This window comes from Bacillus sp. JHAA (assembly GCF_036961585.1).
Lineage (GTDB): Bacteria > Bacillota > Bacilli > Bacillales > Bacillaceae > Bacillus > Bacillus velezensis.
Genome location: NZ_JBAMDE010000006.1, coordinates 93302 through 114555 on the forward strand (window position 1 = coordinate 93302; position 21254 = coordinate 114555).

The 21254-nt window shown below is 43.3% G+C and carries 22 protein-coding genes and 1 riboswitch; of the genes, 20 read left to right on the plus strand and 2 right to left on the minus strand.

The window, feature by feature from the left end; all coding sequences use genetic code 11:
- Nucleotides 1-97: 97 nt before the first annotated feature.
- The 5 genes from V7728_RS14870 (at nt 98) to V7728_RS14890 (ending at nt 4350) form a co-directional block, all read left to right on the plus strand.
- On the plus strand, nt 98-1498 hold the full coding sequence (locus V7728_RS14870) for an amino acid permease (RefSeq protein ID WP_020958097.1): 1401 nt from the start codon (nt 98-100) through the stop codon (nt 1496-1498).
- 73 nt (nt 1499-1571) lie between these two features.
- On the plus strand, nt 1572-2462 hold the full coding sequence (gene rocF / locus V7728_RS14875; RefSeq protein WP_007407883.1) for an arginase: 891 nt from the start codon (nt 1572-1574) through the stop codon (nt 2460-2462).
- 130 nt (nt 2463-2592) lie between these two features.
- Entirely contained in the window at nt 2593-3708 is a 1116-nt protein-coding gene (locus tag V7728_RS14880; protein WP_032868107.1) for a response regulator aspartate phosphatase, read from the plus strand.
- Entirely contained in the window at nt 3695-3829 is a 135-nt protein-coding gene (locus V7728_RS14885) for a hypothetical protein (RefSeq protein ID WP_007407881.1), read from the plus strand. The genes V7728_RS14880 and V7728_RS14885 overlap by 14 nt, the downstream gene beginning before the upstream one ends.
- Before the next feature lie 47 nt (nt 3830-3876).
- Nucleotides 3877-4350 (plus strand): GNAT family N-acetyltransferase, encoded by a 474-nt coding sequence (locus V7728_RS14890; RefSeq protein WP_099567231.1) that lies wholly within the window; start codon nt 3877-3879, stop codon nt 4348-4350.
- A gap of 29 nt (nt 4351-4379) precedes the next feature.
- On the opposite strand, the gene V7728_RS14895 is transcribed toward V7728_RS14890, so the two are convergent.
- Nucleotides 4380-5360 carry an aldo/keto reductase gene (locus tag V7728_RS14895; RefSeq protein WP_099567230.1) on the minus strand — a complete coding sequence of 327 codons (981 nt, stop codon included), beginning with the start codon at nt 5358-5360 and terminating at the stop codon, nt 4380-4382.
- A gap of 182 nt (nt 5361-5542) precedes the next feature.
- Here V7728_RS14895 and V7728_RS14900 point away from each other — a divergent pair, with 182 nt between their 5' ends.
- The 15 genes from V7728_RS14900 (at nt 5543) to V7728_RS14970 (ending at nt 18886) form a co-directional block, all read left to right on the plus strand.
- On the plus strand, nt 5543-6292 hold the full coding sequence (locus V7728_RS14900; RefSeq protein WP_373467139.1) for a hypothetical protein: 750 nt from the start codon (nt 5543-5545) through the stop codon (nt 6290-6292).
- A 10-nt stretch (nt 6293-6302) separates the two neighbouring features.
- Nucleotides 6303-7466: a hypothetical protein gene (locus V7728_RS14905; protein ID WP_099567229.1), complete on the plus strand. Its 1164-nt coding sequence runs from the start codon at nt 6303-6305 to the stop codon at nt 7464-7466.
- Nucleotides 7467-7734: 268 nt separating this feature from the next.
- Nucleotides 7735-7905, plus strand: a complete 171-nt coding sequence (locus V7728_RS14910; protein WP_004393146.1) for a hypothetical protein — start codon at nt 7735-7737, stop codon at nt 7903-7905.
- A 153-nt stretch (nt 7906-8058) separates the two neighbouring features.
- Nucleotides 8059-8229, plus strand: coding sequence for a CxxH/CxxC protein (locus tag V7728_RS14915; RefSeq protein ID WP_004393147.1), 171 nt, complete (start codon nt 8059-8061; stop codon nt 8227-8229).
- Nucleotides 8230-8309: 80 nt separating this feature from the next.
- Nucleotides 8310-8789, plus strand: coding sequence for a 23S rRNA (pseudouridine(1915)-N(3))-methyltransferase RlmH (rlmH, locus tag V7728_RS14920; RefSeq protein ID WP_013354196.1), 480 nt, complete (start codon nt 8310-8312; stop codon nt 8787-8789).
- A gap of 731 nt (nt 8790-9520) precedes the next feature.
- Nucleotides 9521-9703 carry a hypothetical protein gene (locus V7728_RS14925; protein ID WP_099567228.1) on the plus strand — a complete coding sequence of 61 codons (183 nt, stop codon included), beginning with the start codon at nt 9521-9523 and terminating at the stop codon, nt 9701-9703.
- On the plus strand, nt 9700-10272 hold the full coding sequence (locus V7728_RS14930) for an ABC-three component system protein (protein WP_099567227.1): 573 nt from the start codon (nt 9700-9702) through the stop codon (nt 10270-10272). The genes V7728_RS14925 and V7728_RS14930 overlap by 4 nt, the downstream gene beginning before the upstream one ends.
- Complete coding sequence (locus V7728_RS14935; protein WP_099567226.1) at nt 10256-10495, plus strand: ABC-three component system middle component 8; 240 nt, start codon at nt 10256-10258, stop codon at nt 10493-10495. Before V7728_RS14930 ends, V7728_RS14935 begins: the two co-directional genes overlap by 17 nt.
- Nucleotides 10492-12258: a DUF2326 domain-containing protein gene (locus V7728_RS14940; RefSeq protein ID WP_099567225.1), complete on the plus strand. Its 1767-nt coding sequence runs from the start codon at nt 10492-10494 to the stop codon at nt 12256-12258. Before V7728_RS14935 ends, V7728_RS14940 begins: the two co-directional genes overlap by 4 nt.
- A 293-nt stretch (nt 12259-12551) precedes the next feature.
- Nucleotides 12552-13568: an FUSC family protein gene (locus tag V7728_RS14945; RefSeq protein WP_032868081.1), complete on the plus strand. Its 1017-nt coding sequence runs from the start codon at nt 12552-12554 to the stop codon at nt 13566-13568.
- Between the two features lie 68 nt (nt 13569-13636).
- A complete protein-coding gene (locus V7728_RS14950; RefSeq protein ID WP_032868079.1) occupies nt 13637-14653 on the plus strand; it encodes an XdhC family protein in 1017 nt (338 codons plus the stop codon).
- Nucleotides 14650-15270, plus strand: a complete 621-nt coding sequence (locus tag V7728_RS14955; RefSeq protein ID WP_032868077.1) for an NTP transferase domain-containing protein — start codon at nt 14650-14652, stop codon at nt 15268-15270. Before V7728_RS14950 ends, V7728_RS14955 begins: the two co-directional genes overlap by 4 nt.
- A gap of 5 nt (nt 15271-15275) precedes the next feature.
- Complete coding sequence (locus tag V7728_RS14960; RefSeq protein WP_069007575.1) at nt 15276-17606, plus strand: xanthine dehydrogenase family protein molybdopterin-binding subunit; 2331 nt, start codon at nt 15276-15278, stop codon at nt 17604-17606.
- Nucleotides 17593-18435 carry an FAD binding domain-containing protein gene (locus V7728_RS14965; protein ID WP_069007574.1) on the plus strand — a complete coding sequence of 281 codons (843 nt, stop codon included), beginning with the start codon at nt 17593-17595 and terminating at the stop codon, nt 18433-18435. The genes V7728_RS14960 and V7728_RS14965 overlap by 14 nt, the downstream gene beginning before the upstream one ends.
- Nucleotides 18428-18886 (plus strand): (2Fe-2S)-binding protein, encoded by a 459-nt coding sequence (locus tag V7728_RS14970; RefSeq protein WP_015418586.1) that lies wholly within the window; start codon nt 18428-18430, stop codon nt 18884-18886. The genes V7728_RS14965 and V7728_RS14970 overlap by 8 nt, the downstream gene beginning before the upstream one ends.
- Nucleotides 18887-18925: 39 nt before the next feature.
- Here V7728_RS14970 and fbp read toward each other — a convergent pair whose 3' ends face one another.
- On the minus strand, nt 18926-20851 hold the full coding sequence (fbp, locus tag V7728_RS14975) for a fructose-1,6-bisphosphatase (RefSeq protein WP_012118863.1): 1926 nt from the start codon (nt 20849-20851) through the stop codon (nt 18926-18928).
- 299 nt (nt 20852-21150) lie between these two features.
- Nucleotides 21151-21231, plus strand: a riboswitch (glycine riboswitch).
- Nucleotides 21232-21254: the final 23 nt, after the last annotated feature.

Consider the following 21254-nt stretch of genomic DNA (forward strand, 5'->3'; position numbering starts at 1 on the left):
TATAACATTCATATACAAATAGAGGCTCTTTGGACAGCAAATCGGTTTCAAAGCACCGGCTTGGTTCCAATACAAGTTGCTGAAGGGGTGCAGAATAGTGAATACAAATCAAAAAGAGAATCAGCTTCAGCGCACAATGAAATCACGCCATTTGTTTATGATTTCTTTGGGCGGAGTGATCGGCACCGGGTTTTTCCTGAGTACCGGATTTACAATTAACCAGGCGGGACCGCTGGGCGCGGTTCTGTCTTATCTGGTCGGCGGTTTTATTATGTTTTTGACAATGCTCTGCTTAGGCGAGCTTGCGGTTGCCCTTCCCGTATCAGGGTCGTTTCAGACGTACGCAACCAAATTCATCAGCCCCGCTTTCGGTTTCGCATTCGGCTGGCTCTACTGGCTCGGCTGGGCGGTGACATGCGCCATTGAGTTTTTATCTGCGGGACAATTGATGCTCCGCTGGTTTCCGCATGTTCCCGTATGGGTGTGGTGCCTCGTGTTTGTCGGACTGATGTTTCTTTTGAACGCCATTACCACAAAAGCGTTCGCTGAGTCGGAATTTTGGTTTTCCGGTATTAAAATTTTAGTCATTCTGCTGTTTATTATTTTGGGCGGCGCCGCCATGTTCGGCCTGATTGACATGAAACACGGCGAGCAGGCTCCTTTCTTCTCTCATTTTTATGAGGATGGATTGTTTCCGAACGGCATTAAGGCTATGCTTATTACGATGATTACCGTAAACTTCGCGTTCCAGGGAACGGAGCTGATCGGGGTTGCCGCGGGAGAAAGTGAAAATCCCGAGAAAACGATTCCGCGCTCTATCCGGCAGACGGTATGGAGAACGCTTGTCTTTTTCGTTCTCTCCATCATCGTCATTGCCGGCATGATTCCGTGGAGGCAGGCGGGAGTGGTCGAAAGCCCGTTTGTCGTGGTGTTTGAACAAATCGGTATTCCATATGCCGCCGATATTATGAACTTTGTTATCTTAATTGCGCTGCTCTCAGTGGCCAACTCAGGCCTGTTTGCATCGACGCGTATCTTATATGCCATGGCGAACGAAGGACAAGCCTTTAAATCGCTCGGCAAAATAAATAAACGCGGCGTGCCGATGAACGCTCTGATCGTGACGCTGGCCGTCGCCTGCCTGTCACTGCTGTCTAAGGTGGCTGCGCCGGAAACCGTTTATATGTTTCTCTTATCATTAGCCGGACTAAGCGCGCAGGTCGGCTGGATTACGATTTCCCTGTCGCAGCTGATGTTCAGACGGAAATACATCCGCGAAGGCGGCAAAGTGGAAGACCTGAAGTTTAAAACACCGCTGTACCCGGTGCTGCCTATTATCGGGCTGACGTTAAATACGGTTGTTCTGATCAGTCTCGCATTTGATTCAGAACAGCGGCTCGCCCTTTATTGCGGCATCCCGTTCATGGCGGTGTGCGTTATCGTCTATCATCTGTATGTAAAAAAGCATAAGCAGTCAGAAAAACAGATAGAGCTTTAAATCTTTTCGTGTCCAAGTCATCTTTGATAAACCCGCACAGGACAACATACAACATGTTGAGGTGGAAAAACGGATGAACAAGAATATCTCAGTTATTGGAATGCCGATGGATTTAGGACAAGCACGACGCGGAGTGGACATGGGCCCGAGCGCCATCCGCTACGCGCATCTCATTGAACGGTTATCTGACATGGGGTATGCGGTGGAAGACTTAGGCGACATCCCCGTTAATCGTGAAAAACTCAAAAATGATGAAGAGCTGAAAAATCTGAACTCTGTGCTCTCGGGGAACGAGCAGCTCGCCCAAAAGGTGGACAGCGTCATTGAGAATGAGCGGTTCCCTCTCGTCTTGGGCGGCGATCACAGCATCGCGATCGGAACGCTGACAGGAACGGCAAAGCACTATAAACAGCTCGGCGTCATCTGGTACGACGCGCACGGCGACTTAAACACCCTGGAAACATCGCCGTCAGGCAATATTCACGGAATGCCGCTGGCCGTCAGCCTCGGCGTCGGGCACGACACGCTGGTGAACCTGGGCGGGTATGCCCCGAAAATCAAGCCGGAGAACGTGGTCATCATCGGCGCGAGATCGCTTGATGAAGGCGAGCGTGAGTACATTAAGGAAACAGGCATGAAGGTCTATACGATGCATGAGATTGACCGCCTCGGCATGACAAAGGTCATTGAAGAAACCATTGACTACTTGTCAGACTGTGACGGCGTTCACCTCAGCCTTGACCTCGACGGCCTTGATCCGAGCGACGCGCCCGGCGTAGGCACACCTGTCGTCGGCGGCATCAGCTACCGTGAAAGCCATTTGGCAATGGAGATGCTGTATGATGCCGACATCATCACTTCAGCTGAATTTGTCGAAGTCAACCCGATCCTCGATCACAAAAACAAAACCGGCAAAACAGCGGTCGAGCTGGTAGAATCTTTGTTAGGAAAAAAACTGTTATAAAATATGCGCCTCCGCACCTGCGGAGGTTTTTTTGTTGCCACGAGGAAACTAGCGGGCTGCCACCCTCTTTTTGAACCTGTAAATATGATATATTTATTACACAAAATGGGAAAGGGAGGTGTCCTGACAGATGGCTGAAGTGATGGCCCACGAAACAGTTGCGAAAAAAATCAGTGACTGGTATGAGGAAATCAAAAAGCACAACACCGAATCGGCTGAGGCGTTAAGAGAACAACTGCTTACGGATCTGCAAAATATGACACAAAATCAAACGGTGCTCCTTTATTTTAATTTAATTGATTCCCGCTATAAGCTTTTGATGGAAGAGTATGAGAAAACAGACGGCATATTAAAAACGATCCAGCTGAACGCCGATAAAGAAAAAACAGACCAGATGATTCAATACTATTATTATTTCTTTTCCGGAATGCACGAGTTTTACCGTAAACGGTTTATGAACGCCATTAATTTTTACCGGATTGCTGAAAGCAGGCTCCGGCACATACCGAATGAGATTGAAAGAGCCGAGTTTAATTATCAAGTGGCGATTGCCTACTATGAAATCCGCCAAAACTACTTTGCGATGAACCACGCGGAAAAAGCGTTGGAGATCTACAAAGCCAATGAAATGTACGCGGTCAGAGAAGCACAGTGTTTAATGGTGATCGGCTGTAACAGAATGGACTTGTTTCACTATCAGAAAGCCGAAGAGCTCCTGCAGACGGCGGTTCATCAAGCCGCCAAAGCGGGCGATCCGCATATTGAGGCGCTCGCCCACTTTAACGCAGGCATTTGCTATGAAAGACAGGAAAAGCTTGAGGAGGCGCGGGTCGAGTTTGAAACGGCTCTCGATCAAAAGGAGCATTTGCAATCAGCGTATTCGGTGCGGAGTCTGTACATGCTGGCCAGAGTGTTATTGAAACAGGAACAGGCGGATGAGGGCCGGTTTTGGCTGCATAAAGCGCTGAATGCCGCTGAAGAAAAAAACGAGCCCGTATACACCCAAAAGCTGCGCATCTTACAGCATGTCTTTATTGACCGCAATGAAGAAGCGCTTGAATCAGCTTTCGCCGAGTTAAGAAGGAAAGAGCTGTGGAGTGACGTTTCCGACTTGTCGTATCAGGCCGCGGCGCATTTTAAAAAACAGGAGAATTACAAACCGGCGGCGAAGTATTTTCAAGAATCAATTGATGCCAATGACCAAATTTTGAGATTAACGGAGGGGATTCGTAATGAAAACATGTAAATTCATTGTACTCTCAGCAGCCTTGGCAAGTCTCATTTCGATTGGATTATTTGCGCAAACTGGTTCAACGGCACAAGCCGAACAAATCATAAAACCGGCGGAAAACGGAGCCTTCGGATAATACTTCATGATACCGCTTTCAGTCTGTGTTTTGTAAGGAGTGATTCAATGGCTATCACGCTGCAGCCGATGACAGAACAAGAATTTCAGTCCTATCTCGCCCATTCAACCAAGCATTACGCTGAAGAAAAGGTAAAAGCGGGAACGTGGCTGCCTGACGAAGCGCCGGAATTAGCGGAGCTGGCGTTTAATGACCTGCTTCCTGACGGCTTGGAGACGGCCGATCACTATTTATGGACGCTGACATTGGACGGAAAGGAAAATGCCGGCTGGCTGTGGCTGCACGCCGATCCGGACCACCCGCAGCAGGACGCATTTATTTATGATTTCGGCCTTCATCCGCCTTTCCGCGGCAAAGGCTATGCGAAAGAGGCGCTCGCAAGGCTGGAGGACAAAGCCAAAGACCTGGGTGTCCGCAAGATTTCTCTCCATGTGTTCGCTCATAACGAAACGGCGCGGAAGCTGTATGAGAAGACCGGATTTCTGGAGACGGATGTCATCATGAGCAAAAAGCTGTCATGAAAAGAGGCCCGCACGATGGGCCTCTTTTGTTATTCATCTAACAATGTCATCATGTGTTCCGGATAACGCTCGCCGGCCGCCGTGCCGATCGGAAACATCTCATCCAAACGCGCCTTCACATCCTCGGGAAGCACAATGTCGAGAGCGGCGAGGTTCTCTTCCAAGTAGTGTTTCTTTTTTGTGCCCGGGATCGGAATGAGATCATCGCCATTTGCGAGAACCCATGCGAGCGCAAGCTGAGGAGCAGTGATATTCATTTCCCGGGCAATGGCGGTAAGTTTTTGGACGAGCCCTATATTCACCGCCAAATTGTCTCCCTGGAATCTCGGCGTTCTTCTTCTGTAATCATCGGCATCCAGCTGATCGGTCGACGTCATCTTTCCGGAAAGAAAACCTCTGCCGAGCGGACTGTAAGGCACAAATGAAATGCCGAGCTCACGGCAGGCGGGCAGCACATGCTCCTCCGCTTCCCTGCTCCATAAAGAATATTCCGATTGAAGCGCGGCAATCGGGTGAATGCGGACGGCGCGCCTGATCGTTTCTGCGGAAGCCTCTGACAATCCGATATATCTCACCTTTCCTTCGTCTATCAGCTCCTTCATGGCGCCGACGGTTTCTTCAATCGGCACCCGCGGATCAACCCGGTGCAGATAATAAAGGTCGATATAATCCGTCCCAAGGCGTTTCAGACTGGCGTCACACGCTTTTTTCACATAATCGGGCCGTCCGTTAATTTCGATAAACTCACCCTTTTCGCTTCGGACATAACCGAATTTCGTCGCGAGGTAAAGCTCCTTTCTGAATGGGGCGAGTGCTCTGCCGACAAGCTCTTCATTTGCGCCCAATCCATATTGATCAGCCGTATCAAACAAATTCACGCCGAGATGAACGGCATGATGCAGGGTGGAAATCGACTTTTCCTCACTCTGGCTGCCATAGTATTCCGACATGCCCATGGACCCTAACCCCATTGCGGAAACCCGCATCGAACCGATCGTTCTGTCCTTCATATGTCCTCCCCCTTTCTTGTATGATAACCGGATTTCCTGATATTTGAAAATGTTTTATGCATATGATTTATATATTGTTATAAAATTTTTAAAAATCTGTAAATTATCTATTTTTTTATCGCAATTCCGTCATATAATACAAATGTGGAAAAATTATACTCAAAGAAAAGAGGCGAAGTAATATGTGTAAAAAGCTGTTCAAAGCCGTCCTCCCGTTGGCCCTGTCATTCACCATGGTTCTGTCATTCTCCGGTATGAATGTAAAAGCGAAAGAAACAGAAACAGCCCGCTACGCAAAAGAAATCGCAGAGCTTCAGCAGGGCACGACTCCTCAAGACGTTCTCCAATCCGCCAAAGAGCTTGCCAAACAGAAGCACGTTTCAACAGAAGCAATTCTCAAGCAGTTTCATCAAGAAATCACGGCAGACAAGGTGCAGGGAAATGTAATCGCTTCCAAAGAAGGGCTCTCTGCGATGGGCGGATCGTCAGGAACCAAAAAACTTCCGAAAAGCACAAAAGGCAATATTTATTACACGAACTCATACACCGCTTATTACAATCACGGGCATGTCGGCATGTATTCATCCGCTGATAAAATTGTTGAATCCGTGCCGGGAGACGGCGTCCGCCAGATTGCTTATAACGGCAGAGAAGTCGAAGACAATTCAATCGTCCAGACCGTGAAAGTCACCGACGCCCAAAAACAAGCCGCCGCTGACTGGGCTGTATCAAGAGTCGGTGATGAGTACTCCTTCAACTTCGTCAATAACAGAAATACGGGCCATGAAGGCGCCAAAAACTGCTCAAAACTGCTGTGGTCGGCATTCCTCTTAAAAGCCGGGATTGATATCGACTCTAATGGCGGCTTAGGCGTATACCCGCGCGACATCACAAGCTCGTCCTACACAACCACGATTCTGACCATTCACTAAGGAGAACAACGTGAAAAAAATCATTTGGATACCCTTAGTGATCATCGCCGCCGCAGCGGTTTTATGCTTCTTCTATTTCCGCACGGAAGATCCTGCGGAGGTTGTGAGAGACACATTAAATGACCCTGATTTTCTGAAAGATAAAGAGGCGCTGCTGTACTTCTCCACTGCGGCTGACCAAGACACGTTCGGCGGCGGAAAAAGCTACGCCCTCTTCGCCGATGAAAAAGGACGGCTTTCTTCTTATCACATGAAGGGGCTTGAGCTCGGATCGGCCAAAATGCATGACGGCAGCGTACTGCTGGAGGACAAAAAAGGAATCTATACCGTTCAGGACGGCCTTCACACGTATAAAAGAGCGTACCAGCATACGGGAGACAGCGCGGGATATATCGAACGGGCGAAAGGCTTTTACACGCTGTATAATTCGGGCTACGACAAGAGCGGCGGCAGCTATCGCTCAGAGCTGTACCGCCAGATTGACGGCAGGTGGAAGCAAGACGTCATTCCGCACTATATCCGCGCTTCAGGCTTTTTTAAAGATCATCTTTTCGCGCTCACGCCGACAGATGACGAAAAAGGCTATCACGTCCAAGACATTCAGGCTGATAAAGAGAAGCTCCATACAACATCAATCGCGACATGGACGTATAAAGAAGGCACGTCTGTCGAATCCCAGCTCACCGCGGACGACAGCGCCGTCTGCTTTGTCACCAGAGGGGAAAAAGCAGATCACATCTATCAAATGGTGAAAGTCATGAAAAACAGCGGCGCCATCAAAACGTATGACATCGCCGCTTATAAAAATGACGAACAGACGATCTATGACTCCATGCCGTTCAGCTTCAAAAAAAGCTTTTTCATGGAGCAGCGCAGCTTCTATTTCGTTGACGGCTTCGGAAACGTGTACCGCATCAACCCTGAGACCGGAAAAAGCAAAAAAGCCTTCAAGCTCCCCGCATCACGAATGAAAGCCGACTTCAAAGAGCTGACGCATCAAAACGGAAAGCTGTATCTGTTTACGTACAGCTACAAAAAGCCCGCCAAAATCGAATCCTTCGACCTGAAAACGGGCAAAAAGCTGAACGACCTGACCATCCCAAACTTAAAAAACATCGTCACGCCGAAAAGCCATCTCAAGCTGTATGATGTGCAGGTGATGGGTGGGCTTTGAAGAGTATAAACATTTCGGAAGAGCTTGCCGCTTTTGGTAAGCTTTTTATAATGAAACGTTACTGCAAGAAAGAAGGTGGTCATTTGAAATCATTCAGTATCTTCTTATTGTTGTCCGTCATTTGTATAACCATTGTTTTTGTCATAATGAATATGTTGATTGGATACCCTGATGTGAGTAACGGGGCATTGATTATGATTGTATATATCGTTGTGACCCTCTTAATCAGGCTATATAACAAGAAGACAGTCGGTGAAGGAGGGAGCCGATGAAGAAAAAGCTTGCCGCGGTGACTGTCACCATTCTCCTGGTTTCCGTAATAACCAACTCTTTTTTAAACGGCGGAAAGCCGGACTGGATTGATGTATGCTGTACGCTGCTGGCGTGTCTATTAGGAATTCTGTTCGTCCTTCGCTTAGAAAAAAGAGAAAACACGTAAAGAGCCGGATGCTGCAAACGCCGGCTCTTTTTGCGCGTGATTTGCCGAATTGTGGATAAAACTCAGCCCGAAGCACTACTAACATGTGTATAAATAGGTTATATTGAAAAGAGAACAATTGCCGCGTGCAAAAGAAAACCGGAGGACGTAACAATGAAAACCGCTTATTATTCTTGTGAAGAACATATCGAAACCGTGCTGGACATGTACATAGATGATCATGAGCTTCCGCCCGAAATCAGAAAAATCGAACATACTAACAGTTTATCCACAGCCTGTGAATTATGTGGGGACACTGCAACATATCTAGTAGGGAACGAATGATCCTACACAAAATACAGAAAAGATATCCACAATTGTGGACAATATATATGAATAACTTGTTTCTAAAGTGGGGATGACCTGTGAATATCAATATTGTGACCATCGGAAAACTAAAAGAAAAATACCTCAAGCAAGGCATTGAAGAATACAAAAAACGACTCTCAGCCTACGCAAAAATCGACATCATCGAACTCCCGGACGAAAAAGCCCCGGAAAACCTGAGCGACCAAGACATGAAAATCGTCAAAGACAAAGAAGGCGAACGCATCCTGGCCAAAATCAGCCCGGACACCCACGTCATCGCCCTCGCCATCGAAGGAAAAATGAAAACATCCGAAGAACTGGCCGATACAATAGATAAGCTGGCGACTTATGGAAAAAGCAAAATCACCTTCGTCATCGGCGGCTCACTCGGCCTAAGCGACGCCGTCATGAAACGGGCAGATGACAAGCTGTCATTCTCGAAGATGACGTTTCCTCATCAGTTGATGCGGCTGATTTTAGTGGAGCAGATTTATCGGGCTTTTCGAATTAATCGTGGGGAGCCTTATCATAAGTGAGTGTAACTCTTAAGGATGATTGGAAGCTGTTCATCCTATGAAGTGAGGAGTCACAAGGTCGCCACTTCATAGGCATGAGCTATAAAAAAGGATATCTTTTAGTTATGGCGGAATTCGCTCAAAAGAAAATGATTCAAGGTGATGTGGCTTTTACAACACTAAGAAGTAAATGACAGTTTAATAAATGGGATAACATAATTTTTATTGATCCAACTTACAACTAAAAGAAGGATTAGACTTTTTTGAATTTAAACAGCAAACAAGTATTATCTTTCAAAAATTGATGTAAGCAATGAAAATATAAATGCATGAAATATACTTAATTAGAGTTTATGAAGAGGTATTGGAGGTCAAGCAGTTGGATTCTTTTTGAGATGATACTCTGGGGAATCAGTGAGAAATTAGAAAGTAATTTAGGAATTTTATAGATTAAGAATTACTTAATTTTTCATAATATATGGTATAATGGTTTTAAATATGCGTTTTAGTACTAATCTTTTTTTGAGTTGTTTACCGAATCTTCACCAAATGAGAAAGGAGGAGATTAAAACCTAATAGTATTGGGGAGTATAAGGTTTGAAAGTGTATGTAGGCCAGAGAAATGACTTTGTTTTTTATGTTGTATTTACAAATTGTATAGTTTTCTTGTTGAATATAACTAAGTGTTAATCAATGTCTCAATTTTTACGGAATACATATATCTAATAAATTCTTTAAGAAGGTGAATCTAAATGACTATTGAGTGGACAACAGTTATAACCCATCTACTTACTCTTATACTTGGAGCTACAGGGGGCTATGTTCTTAAATCAATAAAGATAAAACAAAAAAACATTAACAAAACAAAAGGACGAAATAGTCCTATTTTTAATAACGATGGCGATGTAAAAGGACGTTTTGGTGATGGAAGATGACGGGTAGTAAAAATAATACAAGAGGTGATCATAGCCCAGTATATAACAATCAGGGTAATGTATATAACCAAAAAATTATCCATTTGAGAAGCGACATTATTAATCCATATAATTTAAAAAAGATAATAGATTTTTTGGAATTAGAGCTAGAAGATGAGTTAGAGCCTAACCAAGGTGTTGAAGATGATGATGGATTAAAGAGGATAAACATTGGGGCAAAAAACTTAATTAATAATTTGGAAGAAGAAGGTTGTAATGATTACAACAATATCATAATTGAAAGTAGCATTTATTTCAAAACTATTAAAGATATATTATCAGATCCTCGTAATAAAAAATTAAAGAAGTCCTACAATAATATTAAGAAAACCATTAATAGAAAAATACCTGAAATAAAAAGAGAAAAGGAATTTTTCAGCGAAGTAATTAATGATATTATTGATAGATTTTTAAATTCTAATGATATTGAGATATTAGAGAATGAGGAATTGGTGAGTGTGATAATACATTTCATGTATTACATATGTCACATCGGGGAAAACGGTGGTAGTAATGCTGAGACCGGATAAATTTACGGAATTAAACAGAAGCTTAATATATGTGGTAGCTTTATTAATAGAGCTGTTCAAAGAAAATGACCACAAATGCAGTTATAGAAAGCTTTATAATGCATTAGAGAAGCAAATTGGTGATGATGCCTTATATTTGTTTTTACCGGCAGTAGATTTTTTATTCTTGATAGGAAGAATAAACTATGATATCGAATCTGATGTCTTGGAGATGAAAATATGAAATTATCAAGACTATATTGCGATGATTCAAGATTTAAAGATATTGAATTTAAAAATGGATTAAATATCATTTTTGGTTATGTGAATGATAAAAATGCAAATGATCCCCACAACCTTGGTAAAAGTGCGCTTATCCATCTAATAGATTTCATGTTGCTGAAGGAAGTAAAAAAGGGAAACTATTTTTATAACAAGAAAAAGGTCTTTAAGCGCCATACATTTTATCTGGAATTAAAATTGAACAATAACAATTATTTAACAATTAGAAGATCTTTTGGGAACATAACAAGAGTAGACATGAAAATACTCGACTATTCAACAGTATTAATAGATTGTGATGAATGGGATTACACAAACTTGGTTCTCAATACTACAAGTGAAAATGTCGTTTCAGCAACAGCAATCTTAAATGAGAAATTAAACTTTAATATATTATGTGATTATGATTATCGAAAACTAGTAGGCTATTTTATTAGAACTCAAAATGATTATGGTGATGTTTTTCAATTGAAAAAGTTCTCAAGTTCTAAAGACCAAGTATGGAAACCCTTTGTGTATGAATTACTAGGATTCGATAGTGAATTACTCTTAAAAAAGTATAAACTGAATCATGAAATAGAAGCTTTGAAAACAAAGATAAAAAATATGGAAGACTATTATAGTCCCTCTGATATTGATAGAATTAATGGGCAAATAGATATTCTTACCAGAGAAAAAGAATTGTTGGAAGAGGATCTTGACTCATTTAATTTTTATTTAAATGAAAAACAGATTAGTAATGAATTAATTAAAGAGATAGAAAACAAATCGATTTCTTTACAAAATAAGGCTTATAAATTAAGATCTGACATTGAGCTTATTGAAAATTCTTTAGGGACAAAAGAGTTTCTTAATTTCGATTACATAAAAGAGCTTTTTGAAGAAGTAGAAATTTATTTTAGTGAGCAATTAGAAAAATCATATGAAGAACTAGTTAGATTTAATAAGTCTTTACTTGAAGATAGAAGAGTTCATCTATCAAATCTTCTTAATGATAAAAAAGCAGAACTTAAGTTAGTCGAAGGAAAGCTAAAGGACTTAGGTAAACAACGATCAGATATCTTGAATATATTACAAGATAGTGATGTTATAAATAAGTATAAAAATTTGAGAACTAATTTAATTGAAAAAGAAAAGAGCATCCAGAGTCTTGAAACACAAAAAGAAATCATTTTACAGACAAGAACAGATATTAAAGATATAAATGAAAAGCAAAAGAAACTTGAAAAAATTAATGAAACAATTGAGTCAAAAATAGAAAACGGAAATAAGGTTTTAAATGATATAAGATTCTTATTTAAGACTTATTTTGAAGTTATAACGAGCAAGAATGGAATAATTGATATTTCCACTAATACTACATCTAATGTAGAGTTTAATGCTGGTATCATAACAGACAGTGGTACCTTGACACATGAAGATGAGGGCTTTTCATATCGGAAAATGCTGTGTATGTGTTTTGATCTAGCTATTTTAAGTTATTACTCTAATAAAAGTTTCTTTAAGTTTCTATATCACGATGGACCTTTTGAAGCTTTGCATGAGAATCGCAAGGGATCTTATCTTGAATTTATTGAAGAATATTGCAAAGATAATGATGTACAATATATCATTAGTTTAATAGATTCAGATGTTTCCAAAGACAAGTTAAATAGTCAAGATATTGTATGTGAACTTGAACAAAATGAAGATGGTTCAGGCGCGTTATTCGGTTTCAAGTATTAAGTAATTAATTAGACTTGATTTGTTAAAAAAACCATAAAAAGAGCCCAGAGAATCACCTCTGAACCTCTAACTACTACTAAATCGTATTCCGGTAGGTCTGTATTGGACTGAAATATCAAATGCTGCCCATGAAAATAATGCGTCATTTCCCAATGTTCCCCAACCCCAAAAAGAAGCTGTCATTCAAGAATTCCCCCCTTGAATCACAGCTTCTTTCACATTTTCCATACGACAGTATAAATCCCTTTGCGTCACGGAAACCTAGTGGAAAAGGTTTCTGAAAGGAGGGGGATATGATGAAGAGTAAAAAAATTCAAAACAAAACATCTTTGGTTTGGAAGATGGCGATTGCATCTGCTGTTTCTTGGGAAGCGGCAAAACTGGCGGGCTCTGATCACCCCTATTTAGCGCCTCTATCTGTTATCTTATGTTTGCAGCCAACGATAGATCAGTCAATTCGCTTTTCTTTTCATCGTATTGCGGGAACTGCGATTGGGATCATGCTAACATCCTTTCTTGTCAGTCACTTGCCAATGAATGGCTGGATGCTGGGGCTGTTCCTATTAGGCGGTACTTACATTGCCAAGTGGTTGCGAATAGATGTAACGGTTTTACATCAGGTAGCGCTCACCATTTTGTTGGTCTTTACGTTTGAACGAAACGCTAAAGATTATGCATTCGACCGAATCATCGATACGGTGATCGGTGTCATCATCGCCATTCTGGTTCACATGTTCCTTTTTCCGCCGGACTACACAAAAAAGGCAGCGGACTCTTTTCAAACATTGGCTCGTCAGCTTTCCGGCACACTTTCAGACCTTTCCAAATGGGTGCAATCAGAGTGGGGACAAGGAAAAGGGAACCTCATGGCGTATAAAATGAACAATCTTCTGCAAGAGCTGCATATGACAAAAGAGATGCTGCAAACAGCCTCTGACAGCTTAAAATTCAACCCCGTCAGAAAAAAACATAAAATCATCATTTCAAGCTATCAAATAGAGATGCAAAAGTTGAACGCCGGATTTGAGTATTTATCAAATATAGTGAAAACGTTAAAAGAATGGGAAAAAGAAGGAGCTTTATCTTCAAGTGACAAAAGGGAGCTGGGCAATGATTTACAAGTGTTAAGTGAATACTTTGCGGGCTTTAAAGGCATACAACAGGGTGAAACAGACAATTGGAAACAGAAGGAACAGAGCGTGTTATTGGAATCTCTCCGTTCCGACATGCTGTCGCATCCGCCGCCCGGTCATAAGGTCTATAAAGACTCTTTTTTTTTAGAAACGAAGAAATTGCTGAAGCGTTTGTAATGTTTTCTGGAATTATAGAATACGGATATACAGATGCAGATATGATCAGGTAAAACGGGGGACATGAAATGGATGATATACACCGGATTTTGGATGTCATCGCCACTTCTAAAAAAGCTAAGGTACTGGCTACCATTATTAAAACAGAGGGGTCCGCTTATAAGAAAGAAGGGGCTTCGATGTTGATTTTAGGGGATAAAACAAGAGTCGGAATGTTATCCGCCGGTTGTCTGGAAGAAGACCTCGTTGAACGGTCGGAACAGGTCTGGGCTGCAGGAGAGCCGGTGATTGTCCGCTTTGATATGAGCGCGGAAGACGATTTATCCTGGGGACAGGGCATTGGCTGTAATGGTGTTTTGACGGTTTTACTTGAGCCTGTAAAAGGGGAATTGGAACGAAATCTGATGACAGTGAAGACATGCTTAGATGAAAAAAAGTCTGTGACCCGAATGAAACGATTCACTAAAACGTTAGAGCCGAAGGAAGATCTGTACATAGTGGAAGACGGCGAAGTGTTTGGAACCGGGGATGTTATGGAACAAGGCCGTATTCAAAAACTGAGACAGACGGAAAAGGGAATCAAGAGGGATGAACATACCTCTGATTTATTTTTTATCCATCAGATGGTGCCAAAACCTTGTTTATATGTCTTCGGAGCAGGGGAAGATGCGAAGCCGTTAGTTTCGTTGGCAGCTCATGCGGGCTTTCATGTGACGGTGATTGACTGGCGTCCCGCTTTATGTCATCACGGCCATTTTCCTGAAGCCGGCCATTTGATAACAGGAGCACCGGAAGAAGTCATGGAAGGCCTGAGCATGACAAAAAGGGATTTTGTTGTCATTATGACGCACAGCTTTCAAAAAGATCAGATCATTTTACATACATTAAAAAACGAGAATGTGTTTTATAAAGGTGTATTAGGCCCTAGAAGGCGCACTGAACGGCTATTAGGCGGAGCTGAGATTCCGGAAGATATTCATTCCCCTATCGGACTTCCCATCGGGGCACAAGGCCCTGAGGAGATTGCTGTAAGCATTGTTGGCGAGATGATTCAAAAAATGCGAACACAAAGGTCTCGCTTATGAAAACAGCAGCCATTTACCTGGCAGCCGGTACAAGCAGACGCATGGGGACGGATAAGCGAAGTTTAGTTCTCAATGGAGTTTCCCTTGGAAGTATGGCTCTTAAAAATGCCTTGTTATCTGAATTAGATCATATTTTCGTTATAACAGGAAAGGGAGATCCACTGCATTGGCTTTCGGATTTTTTCTTTTTAGATCCCATATCAAATAAGTGGAGTCAGGCAGAATGTGAGCAAGCGGGTAAGGGCCAAGGCCATTCTATACAATGCGGTTTGCAAAAAGCGGCAGAGTATGAGGCTGACGCCGTTATCATTCTCCTTGCAGATCAGCCGTTTGTCACCGCAGATATCATCAATACGTTAATTGATTCCTATCAAAAGGAGCCCTGTTATTCATTTATCGCCGCTGAAAATCATCATCTTCCTATGCCCCCCATTTTATTCTCAAATCAATGTTTTCCGGTATTGCATCAGTTAAAGGGAGATCAGGGCGCCCGGCACGTCATCCGTGAAAGTATGATCAATATGGGAAAAATGATCAGCTTTCAAGACCCTTTGCTTTTTTATGACGTCGATACAGTTGAAGATTATACGCTGCTGCTGAATAAATTCGGGGAGTGAATGAGTTGGAGTATATCGGGAAGAGTGTCATTCGAAAAGAGGCTCTTGAAAAAGTGACGGGTAAAGCGAAATATACGGATGATTTTCAAGAAACAGGCACATTACACGCAAAAATGCTGGTCAGTCCATATGCGCATGCCGATATTGTGTCTATGGACTTTTCAGAGGCTTGGAAGATTCCCGGCGTGAGAGCGATATTGGGTGATGAACCTTTTCCGCTTGCAGGTGAGGAAATTAAAGACAGATCGCCGATTGCTTATAAAAGGGTCAGATACCATGGTGAGCCGGTTGCGGTTGTTGTTGCGGAAAATCCGATTACAGCTAAAAAGGCCGCGGATGCCATCAAAGTATCCTATAAACCTCTTCCCGTCGTCAATTCCCCCCGTGAGGCCTTTCAAAAGGATGCGCCGCTCGTCCATGAACATGCGGACCGCTATGAGAAGACAAAAGGTGTATTCCCGGTTCCGAAGACCAATATCGCAAACTTGGATAAGGTTAGAAAAGGAAATACTGAAGACGGGTTTAGGGAAAGTGATGTGACAGCAGAATTCCAGATTTCCTTTAACCCTTCTGATCACGCTGCGATGGAAACAAGATGCTCGATTGTTGAAATTCGGGCGGATGAGGAGATTATCATTACCACATCCTCTCAAGCTCCTTTTGCCATTAAAAAATTAATGCAGTGGTATTTTGGAATCGAACCCGGAAAGGTGATCGTCAAAACGCCTTTAGTAGGAGGAGCGTACGGGGGAAAAGCAGCCGTTCAGTTAGAGGTGATTGCCTATTTGGCATCAAAAGCAGTCGGAGGCCGGCCCGTCAAATTGTTTAATACGAGAGAAGAGGATCTGATCACATCTCCCGTTCATATCGGGTTGGATGCCATTGTCAAATTAGGGGCTACAAAGGATGGAATCTTAAAGGCGGCGGACATTCAGTTTTTATTTGATGGCGGAGCGTATTCTGATAAAGGAGTGGACATCAGCCGGGCTGCGGTGGTTGATTGTACGGGTCCGTACGCGATCGATCATATACGGTGTGATTCATATTGTATGTATACGAATCATCCATATCCAAGTGCATTCAGGGGCTACAGCCATGCTGAAGTGTTATTTGCCTTTGAGCGGACGATGGATGTATTGGCGGAAAAGCTGAACATGGACCCATTAGAACTCCGCTATAAAAATGCCATTCGCCCCGGTGACACCACACCGACTCAAGTTCTTCTCAATTCAAGCACGGTCGGAAATGTGCCGAAATGCATTGAGAGATTGAAGGAATTAATGAATTGGTCCGAGGGACAGCGAATTGAAATCGATGGCCGGAAGATACGGGCGAAGGGAATCAGCTGCATTTGGAAAACCTCAACATTTGATACAAATGCAACGTCCGGGGTGATTTTAACCTTTAATCCCGATGGAAGCATTAATTTGATGTCAGGGGTAGTGGAAATTGGAACAGGGACAAAAACAGTGCTAGCCCAAATCCTGGCGGAACGAATGAAAATGGATATAAGCAAAATTCATGTAAAAATGCTTATAGATACACAAACAACACCCGAGCATTGGAAAACCGTGGGGAGCAGAGGGACGTTAATGGCCGGAAATGCCGTACTGAATGCAGCGGAGGAAGCCATTCGAAAGCTTAAGGACGTGGCATCATGTGTGTTGCGGGTTCCTGTCGAGGAATTGGAAGTGGCCGACGGAAAGGTTTATTTTATAGATCATCCTTCTGTACATGTTGAAATAAAAGACATTGCTTACGGATATACGTTTCCGAATGGAAATACCATTGGCGGCCAAATCATTGCGAGCGGCAATTACACATTAACCCGGATGACGAATTTAGACCGGGAAACGGGAAGAGGAAAGCCGGGACCCGAGTGGGCTGTCGGTGCTCAGGGAATTGAAGTTGAGTTGGATAAACGGGATTATACGTATCGAATTACAAAAGCCTATTCTGTTGTGGATATAGGAACTGTACTGAATGAAAAAGCTGCTAGGGGTCAAGTGATGGGGGGGATGAGTATGGGAATCGCATTTGGAGGAAGAGAAACCTTTGTATTTGATTCATATGGCAGAGTATTAAATCCTCAGCTTAGAACATACCGCCCCCTTCACTATGGAGAGCAGCCTGAATATATCATAGAATTTGTTGAAACCCCGCATGTGATTGCGCCTTATGGAGCGCGCGGAGGCGGGGAACACGGACTGTTGGGGATGCCGGCAGCATTGGGAAATTGCCTTTCCGCCGCTTTAGGTGTCCAATTGAATCAACTTCCTCTCATTCCCGAACGATTATGGAGGACGCAAGAGGGGTGGAAAGATGATACCGTTTGATTTCGACTATTTTAAACCGAAGACCATTCAAGAAACAATCAATCTATTTCACTCGCTTGCGGCCGAAAAGAAAACACCAATGTATTATTCCGGCGGCACGGAAATTATCACGTTAGGAAGGCTGAATATCATCTATACGGATGCGGTGATAGATATGAACGAGCTTCCGGAATTTCAAACCATCCGCTTTTATGAAAATGATCTGGTGATCGGAGCGGGCGTGTCATTAACGAAACTGGAGGAAGAAAATCCATTTCCGCTATTAAGTAAAACAGTAAGTGAAATAGCCGATCGGACGACTCGAAATAAGATCAGCCTGGGCGGAAACATTTGCGGGGGCATCTATTACCGTGAGGCCGTGCTGCCGTTGTTGATTTCTGATAGTTTGATAGGGATTGCAGGGAGAGCGGGGATTCATTACCGTCCCATAAATAAAGTATTTAACAAGGAAATACAGTTGCAAAAAGGTGATTTTTTATTTCATGTCGTTGTCGATCGAGCGTACGTTGACCTGCCATTTGTCAGTATCAAAAGAAGACAGCAGTGGAATGTCGGGTATCCATTGGTGACAGTCTGTGCGCTGAAAAAAGATGATGAGATCAGAATGGCCTTCAGCGGCGTATGTCCATTTCCGTTTCGTTCTGCTGAAATGGAGGCTGTGCTTAACGATAAAAGTTATTCATTAGAAGATAGGGTGCGCAGGTCTTTACAGTATGTACCCAAACCCGTTCTTGATGATGCAGAAGGCTCAAGTGAATACCGAATGTTTGTCTTGCAAAATACAATTTTAGATGCCTTACGGGAATTAGAAGGAGGTCCAAATGTCTGATCCTATTACGTTGAAAGTAAATGGCGAGGAAAGACAGATTACGGTCAGGCCGGCTGATACTTTGTTATTTGCTCTTCGTCTTCGTCTCGGATTAACTGGTGCAAAACCGGGCTGCTTAAATGGGGATTGCGGCGCCTGTACGGTATTAACGGACGGGGTGCCGATGAAATCTTGCTTAATGCTTGCGGCAGAAGGGGAAGGAAAGGACATTACGACAATTGAAGGACTGATCAATACGCCGATTCAAAAGGCTTTTATTGAAAAATTCGCGTTTCAATGCGGTTATTGCACACCGGGTTTTCTCATGAATTGTCATGCTTTAGTGAATACTGAGCCGAATGCAAGTGATGACACGATAAAAAATTGGCTGGAGTCCAATATTTGCAGATGTACGGGTTATAGGGAGATTGAAGAAGCGGTTAAATCCGTTTTACATACAGGGAAACCGTAAAAAAAGAGCCCAGAGAATCATCCCTGAACTCCATATTCTTCACTTCATATACCGATACTCCCGCAGCTTCTCCAAAATCGCCACTTCTTTCATCAGTTCTTCACCGACGTTTGTTTCTTTCACTTTCTTCCGCTCCAGCTCTTTGTCGACTAATCGTTTCACTGTTAAGACGTCGGTTCCGGTGCTCAGCACTTCGGCCTTGGAGTTAAAGTGTTTATGGGCGACGAGCTGCATGCCGTAAGAATTGTATAAGAGCGTGTAGCCGGCGATGCCTGTTGTGGATTGGTAGGCTTTGGAGAAGCCGCCGTCGATGACGATCATTTTTCCGTTTGCCTTGATCGGATCTTCGCCTTCGATTTCTTTTACCGGTGTATGGCCGTTGATGATATGGCCGTGATCCGGGTTGAGACCGAATTCCATCAGGATGTTTCGGCAGGCTGCTTCGTCTTCACGCAAATAGTAATACGGGTTTTTCTTTTCTTTATGCGTTTCCTTCTCTTTAATGAAATACCGCTCAAAGGTTGTCATGGCGCGTTTTCCGAAGAGGGAGGAGTATTCGCCTGTCCATAAGTACCAAGTCATATCTGTCGCCAGATCATCGGTTTCTTCCGGATGGGCAAACGCTTCCCGTAAGAACCGTTCAAATACATCGAGCAGCTCTCGGCCCGCATAAGCTTTATCCTCTATCATCATCGTTTCCATGCTGCCGTTTTCATCGACGGGAATACAGCCGTGAATCAGCAGGTTGCCGTTATATTTTAAATAAAGGCTGCCTTTTTTCATCATAAAATTCATATGGCGGCCCAGCTTTTCGGAGTTCTGAACAGAGAACAGCAGCTTGTCCATGACTTCTGCTTCTTCTTCTAACAGCTCATCAGGCTGTTTGGGATTCACCGTCGCAAAGCAGGTGTTTTCCAGTTGATATGTTTTTCCGTTCAGCGTGATTTCATTGCGGTCATAATCAATCTTTTCCAGTAACAGCCGTTCCTCCATATTAAAGTTCGGCCGTCTCTTAATAATCGGGCTCTCAAGCTTGAATTGGATCATCGCGATCGCCTGATGAATTTTTGTGATTTGTTTAATCTCATCTTCCGGTCTGTTTTCGTCCGCTTTCGGGCGGAAAGACGGGTTATCATCGTAATATTTTTCGGCAAGGTTCAATAGCGGTCTCAGATTGATGCCGTAAACGTCTTCAATAATATCCAGATTGTCATAGCGGGCACAGATGCGGATAATGTTTGCCAGGCATACTTTTGAGCCGGAATAAGCGCCTATCCAGAGAACATCATGATTCCCCCATTGAATATCCACTGAATGATAGTTGATCAGTTCTTCCATGATCTTATCCGGCTGCGGTCCGCGGTCATAAATATCGCCGACAACATGCAGATGGTCGACCACCAAACGCTGCGTGCTGTAGGCAAGGCCGGTGATCAGCTTATCGGCCTGGCCGAGCGCAATGATCTGTTCTATGATTTCGGAATAGTATTGTTCTTTGTTGGCGGCTTGTTCTGTTTTGTACAGCAGCTCTTCAGAAATATAAGCAAATTGGGCGGGCAGTGCTTTGCGCAATTTGGAGCGGGTGTACTTGGAAGAACAATAAGAAACGAGCTTAATCATCCGGTGAATCGTTTCTTTATACCACTCGTTTAATGCCTCTTTCGTATCAAAGTCATGTTTGATCAGCTTCAGTTTGTCTTCCGGATAATAGACCAAAGCCGCCAGTTCATCAATTTCTCTATCGTAAATGACGCCGCTGAAAATATCGCGGATCTTCTCTTTTACCCTTCCTGAACCGTTCCGCAGCACGTGCTGGAATGCCTGATACTCCCCATGCAGATCACTGACGAAATGCTCGGTTCCTTTCGGCAGGTTCAGTATCGCTTTCAGATTAATGATTTCCGTGACCACTTTTTCTTCACAATCGTATTTTTGTGCGAGCAGATCTAAATATTTCGTTTCCAATCTCGTCCATCCCCTTTTTATTTACGAGCAATTGTATGATAAAGTGAATTTAAAGTATGACATAATGTTTAAATGATTAGACCTTATATGATAGTACCGCATAACGCCTTTTTGAGACAATGAAAACGGAAAATACGGCGCTTCAGGCATCAAAAATTGGACCGGGATAACGCCGTGCAGCTCATCCCTCTATTGACAATGCATTCAAGTTCCATTAAAATAAAAAGTTAGCTGATAGGTATTTCTATCAGAAACTCAATACGTAGCAGGCTATGATTGCTGTGGGTCGAACTACAGCAGGAGCGGCTTCTGGAGAGACCGCGGGTTTTCCGCGGCGCCGAAGGGTTCACAATCTCAGGCAAAAGGACAGAAGAGTACCGAATATGTATTTGTCATGCTGTTG

What these genes read in the sequence shown, in the direction of transcription:
- rocF (WP_007407883.1), top strand. Translation starts at nt 1,572, where the DNA reads ATGAACAAGAATATCTCAGTTATTGGAATGCCGATGGATTTAGGACAA.
- V7728_RS14880 (WP_032868107.1), top strand. Translation starts at nt 2,593, where the DNA reads ATGGCTGAAGTGATGGCCCACGAAACAGTTGCGAAAAAAATCAGTGAC.
- V7728_RS14885 (WP_007407881.1), top strand. Translation starts at nt 3,695, where the DNA reads ATGAAAACATGTAAATTCATTGTACTCTCAGCAGCCTTGGCAAGTCTC.
- V7728_RS14890 (WP_099567231.1), top strand. Translation starts at nt 3,877, where the DNA reads ATGGCTATCACGCTGCAGCCGATGACAGAACAAGAATTTCAGTCCTAT.
- V7728_RS14895 (WP_099567230.1), bottom strand. Translation starts at nt 5,360, where the DNA reads ATGAAGGACAGAACGATCGGTTCGATGCGGGTTTCCGCAATGGGGTTA.
- V7728_RS14900 (WP_373467139.1), top strand. Translation starts at nt 5,543, where the DNA reads ATGTGTAAAAAGCTGTTCAAAGCCGTCCTCCCGTTGGCCCTGTCATTC.
- V7728_RS14910 (WP_004393146.1), top strand. Translation starts at nt 7,735, where the DNA reads ATGAAGAAAAAGCTTGCCGCGGTGACTGTCACCATTCTCCTGGTTTCC.
- V7728_RS14915 (WP_004393147.1), top strand. Translation starts at nt 8,059, where the DNA reads ATGAAAACCGCTTATTATTCTTGTGAAGAACATATCGAAACCGTGCTG.
- V7728_RS14925 (WP_099567228.1), top strand. Translation starts at nt 9,521, where the DNA reads ATGACTATTGAGTGGACAACAGTTATAACCCATCTACTTACTCTTATA.
- V7728_RS14930 (WP_099567227.1), top strand. Translation starts at nt 9,700, where the DNA reads ATGACGGGTAGTAAAAATAATACAAGAGGTGATCATAGCCCAGTATAT.
- V7728_RS14935 (WP_099567226.1), top strand. Translation starts at nt 10,256, where the DNA reads ATGCTGAGACCGGATAAATTTACGGAATTAAACAGAAGCTTAATATAT.
- V7728_RS14940 (WP_099567225.1), top strand. Translation starts at nt 10,492, where the DNA reads ATGAAATTATCAAGACTATATTGCGATGATTCAAGATTTAAAGATATT.
- V7728_RS14945 (WP_032868081.1), top strand. Translation starts at nt 12,552, where the DNA reads ATGATGAAGAGTAAAAAAATTCAAAACAAAACATCTTTGGTTTGGAAG.
- V7728_RS14950 (WP_032868079.1), top strand. Translation starts at nt 13,637, where the DNA reads ATGGATGATATACACCGGATTTTGGATGTCATCGCCACTTCTAAAAAA.
- V7728_RS14955 (WP_032868077.1), top strand. Translation starts at nt 14,650, where the DNA reads ATGAAAACAGCAGCCATTTACCTGGCAGCCGGTACAAGCAGACGCATG.
- V7728_RS14965 (WP_069007574.1), top strand. Translation starts at nt 17,593, where the DNA reads ATGATACCGTTTGATTTCGACTATTTTAAACCGAAGACCATTCAAGAA.
- V7728_RS14970 (WP_015418586.1), top strand. Translation starts at nt 18,428, where the DNA reads ATGTCTGATCCTATTACGTTGAAAGTAAATGGCGAGGAAAGACAGATT.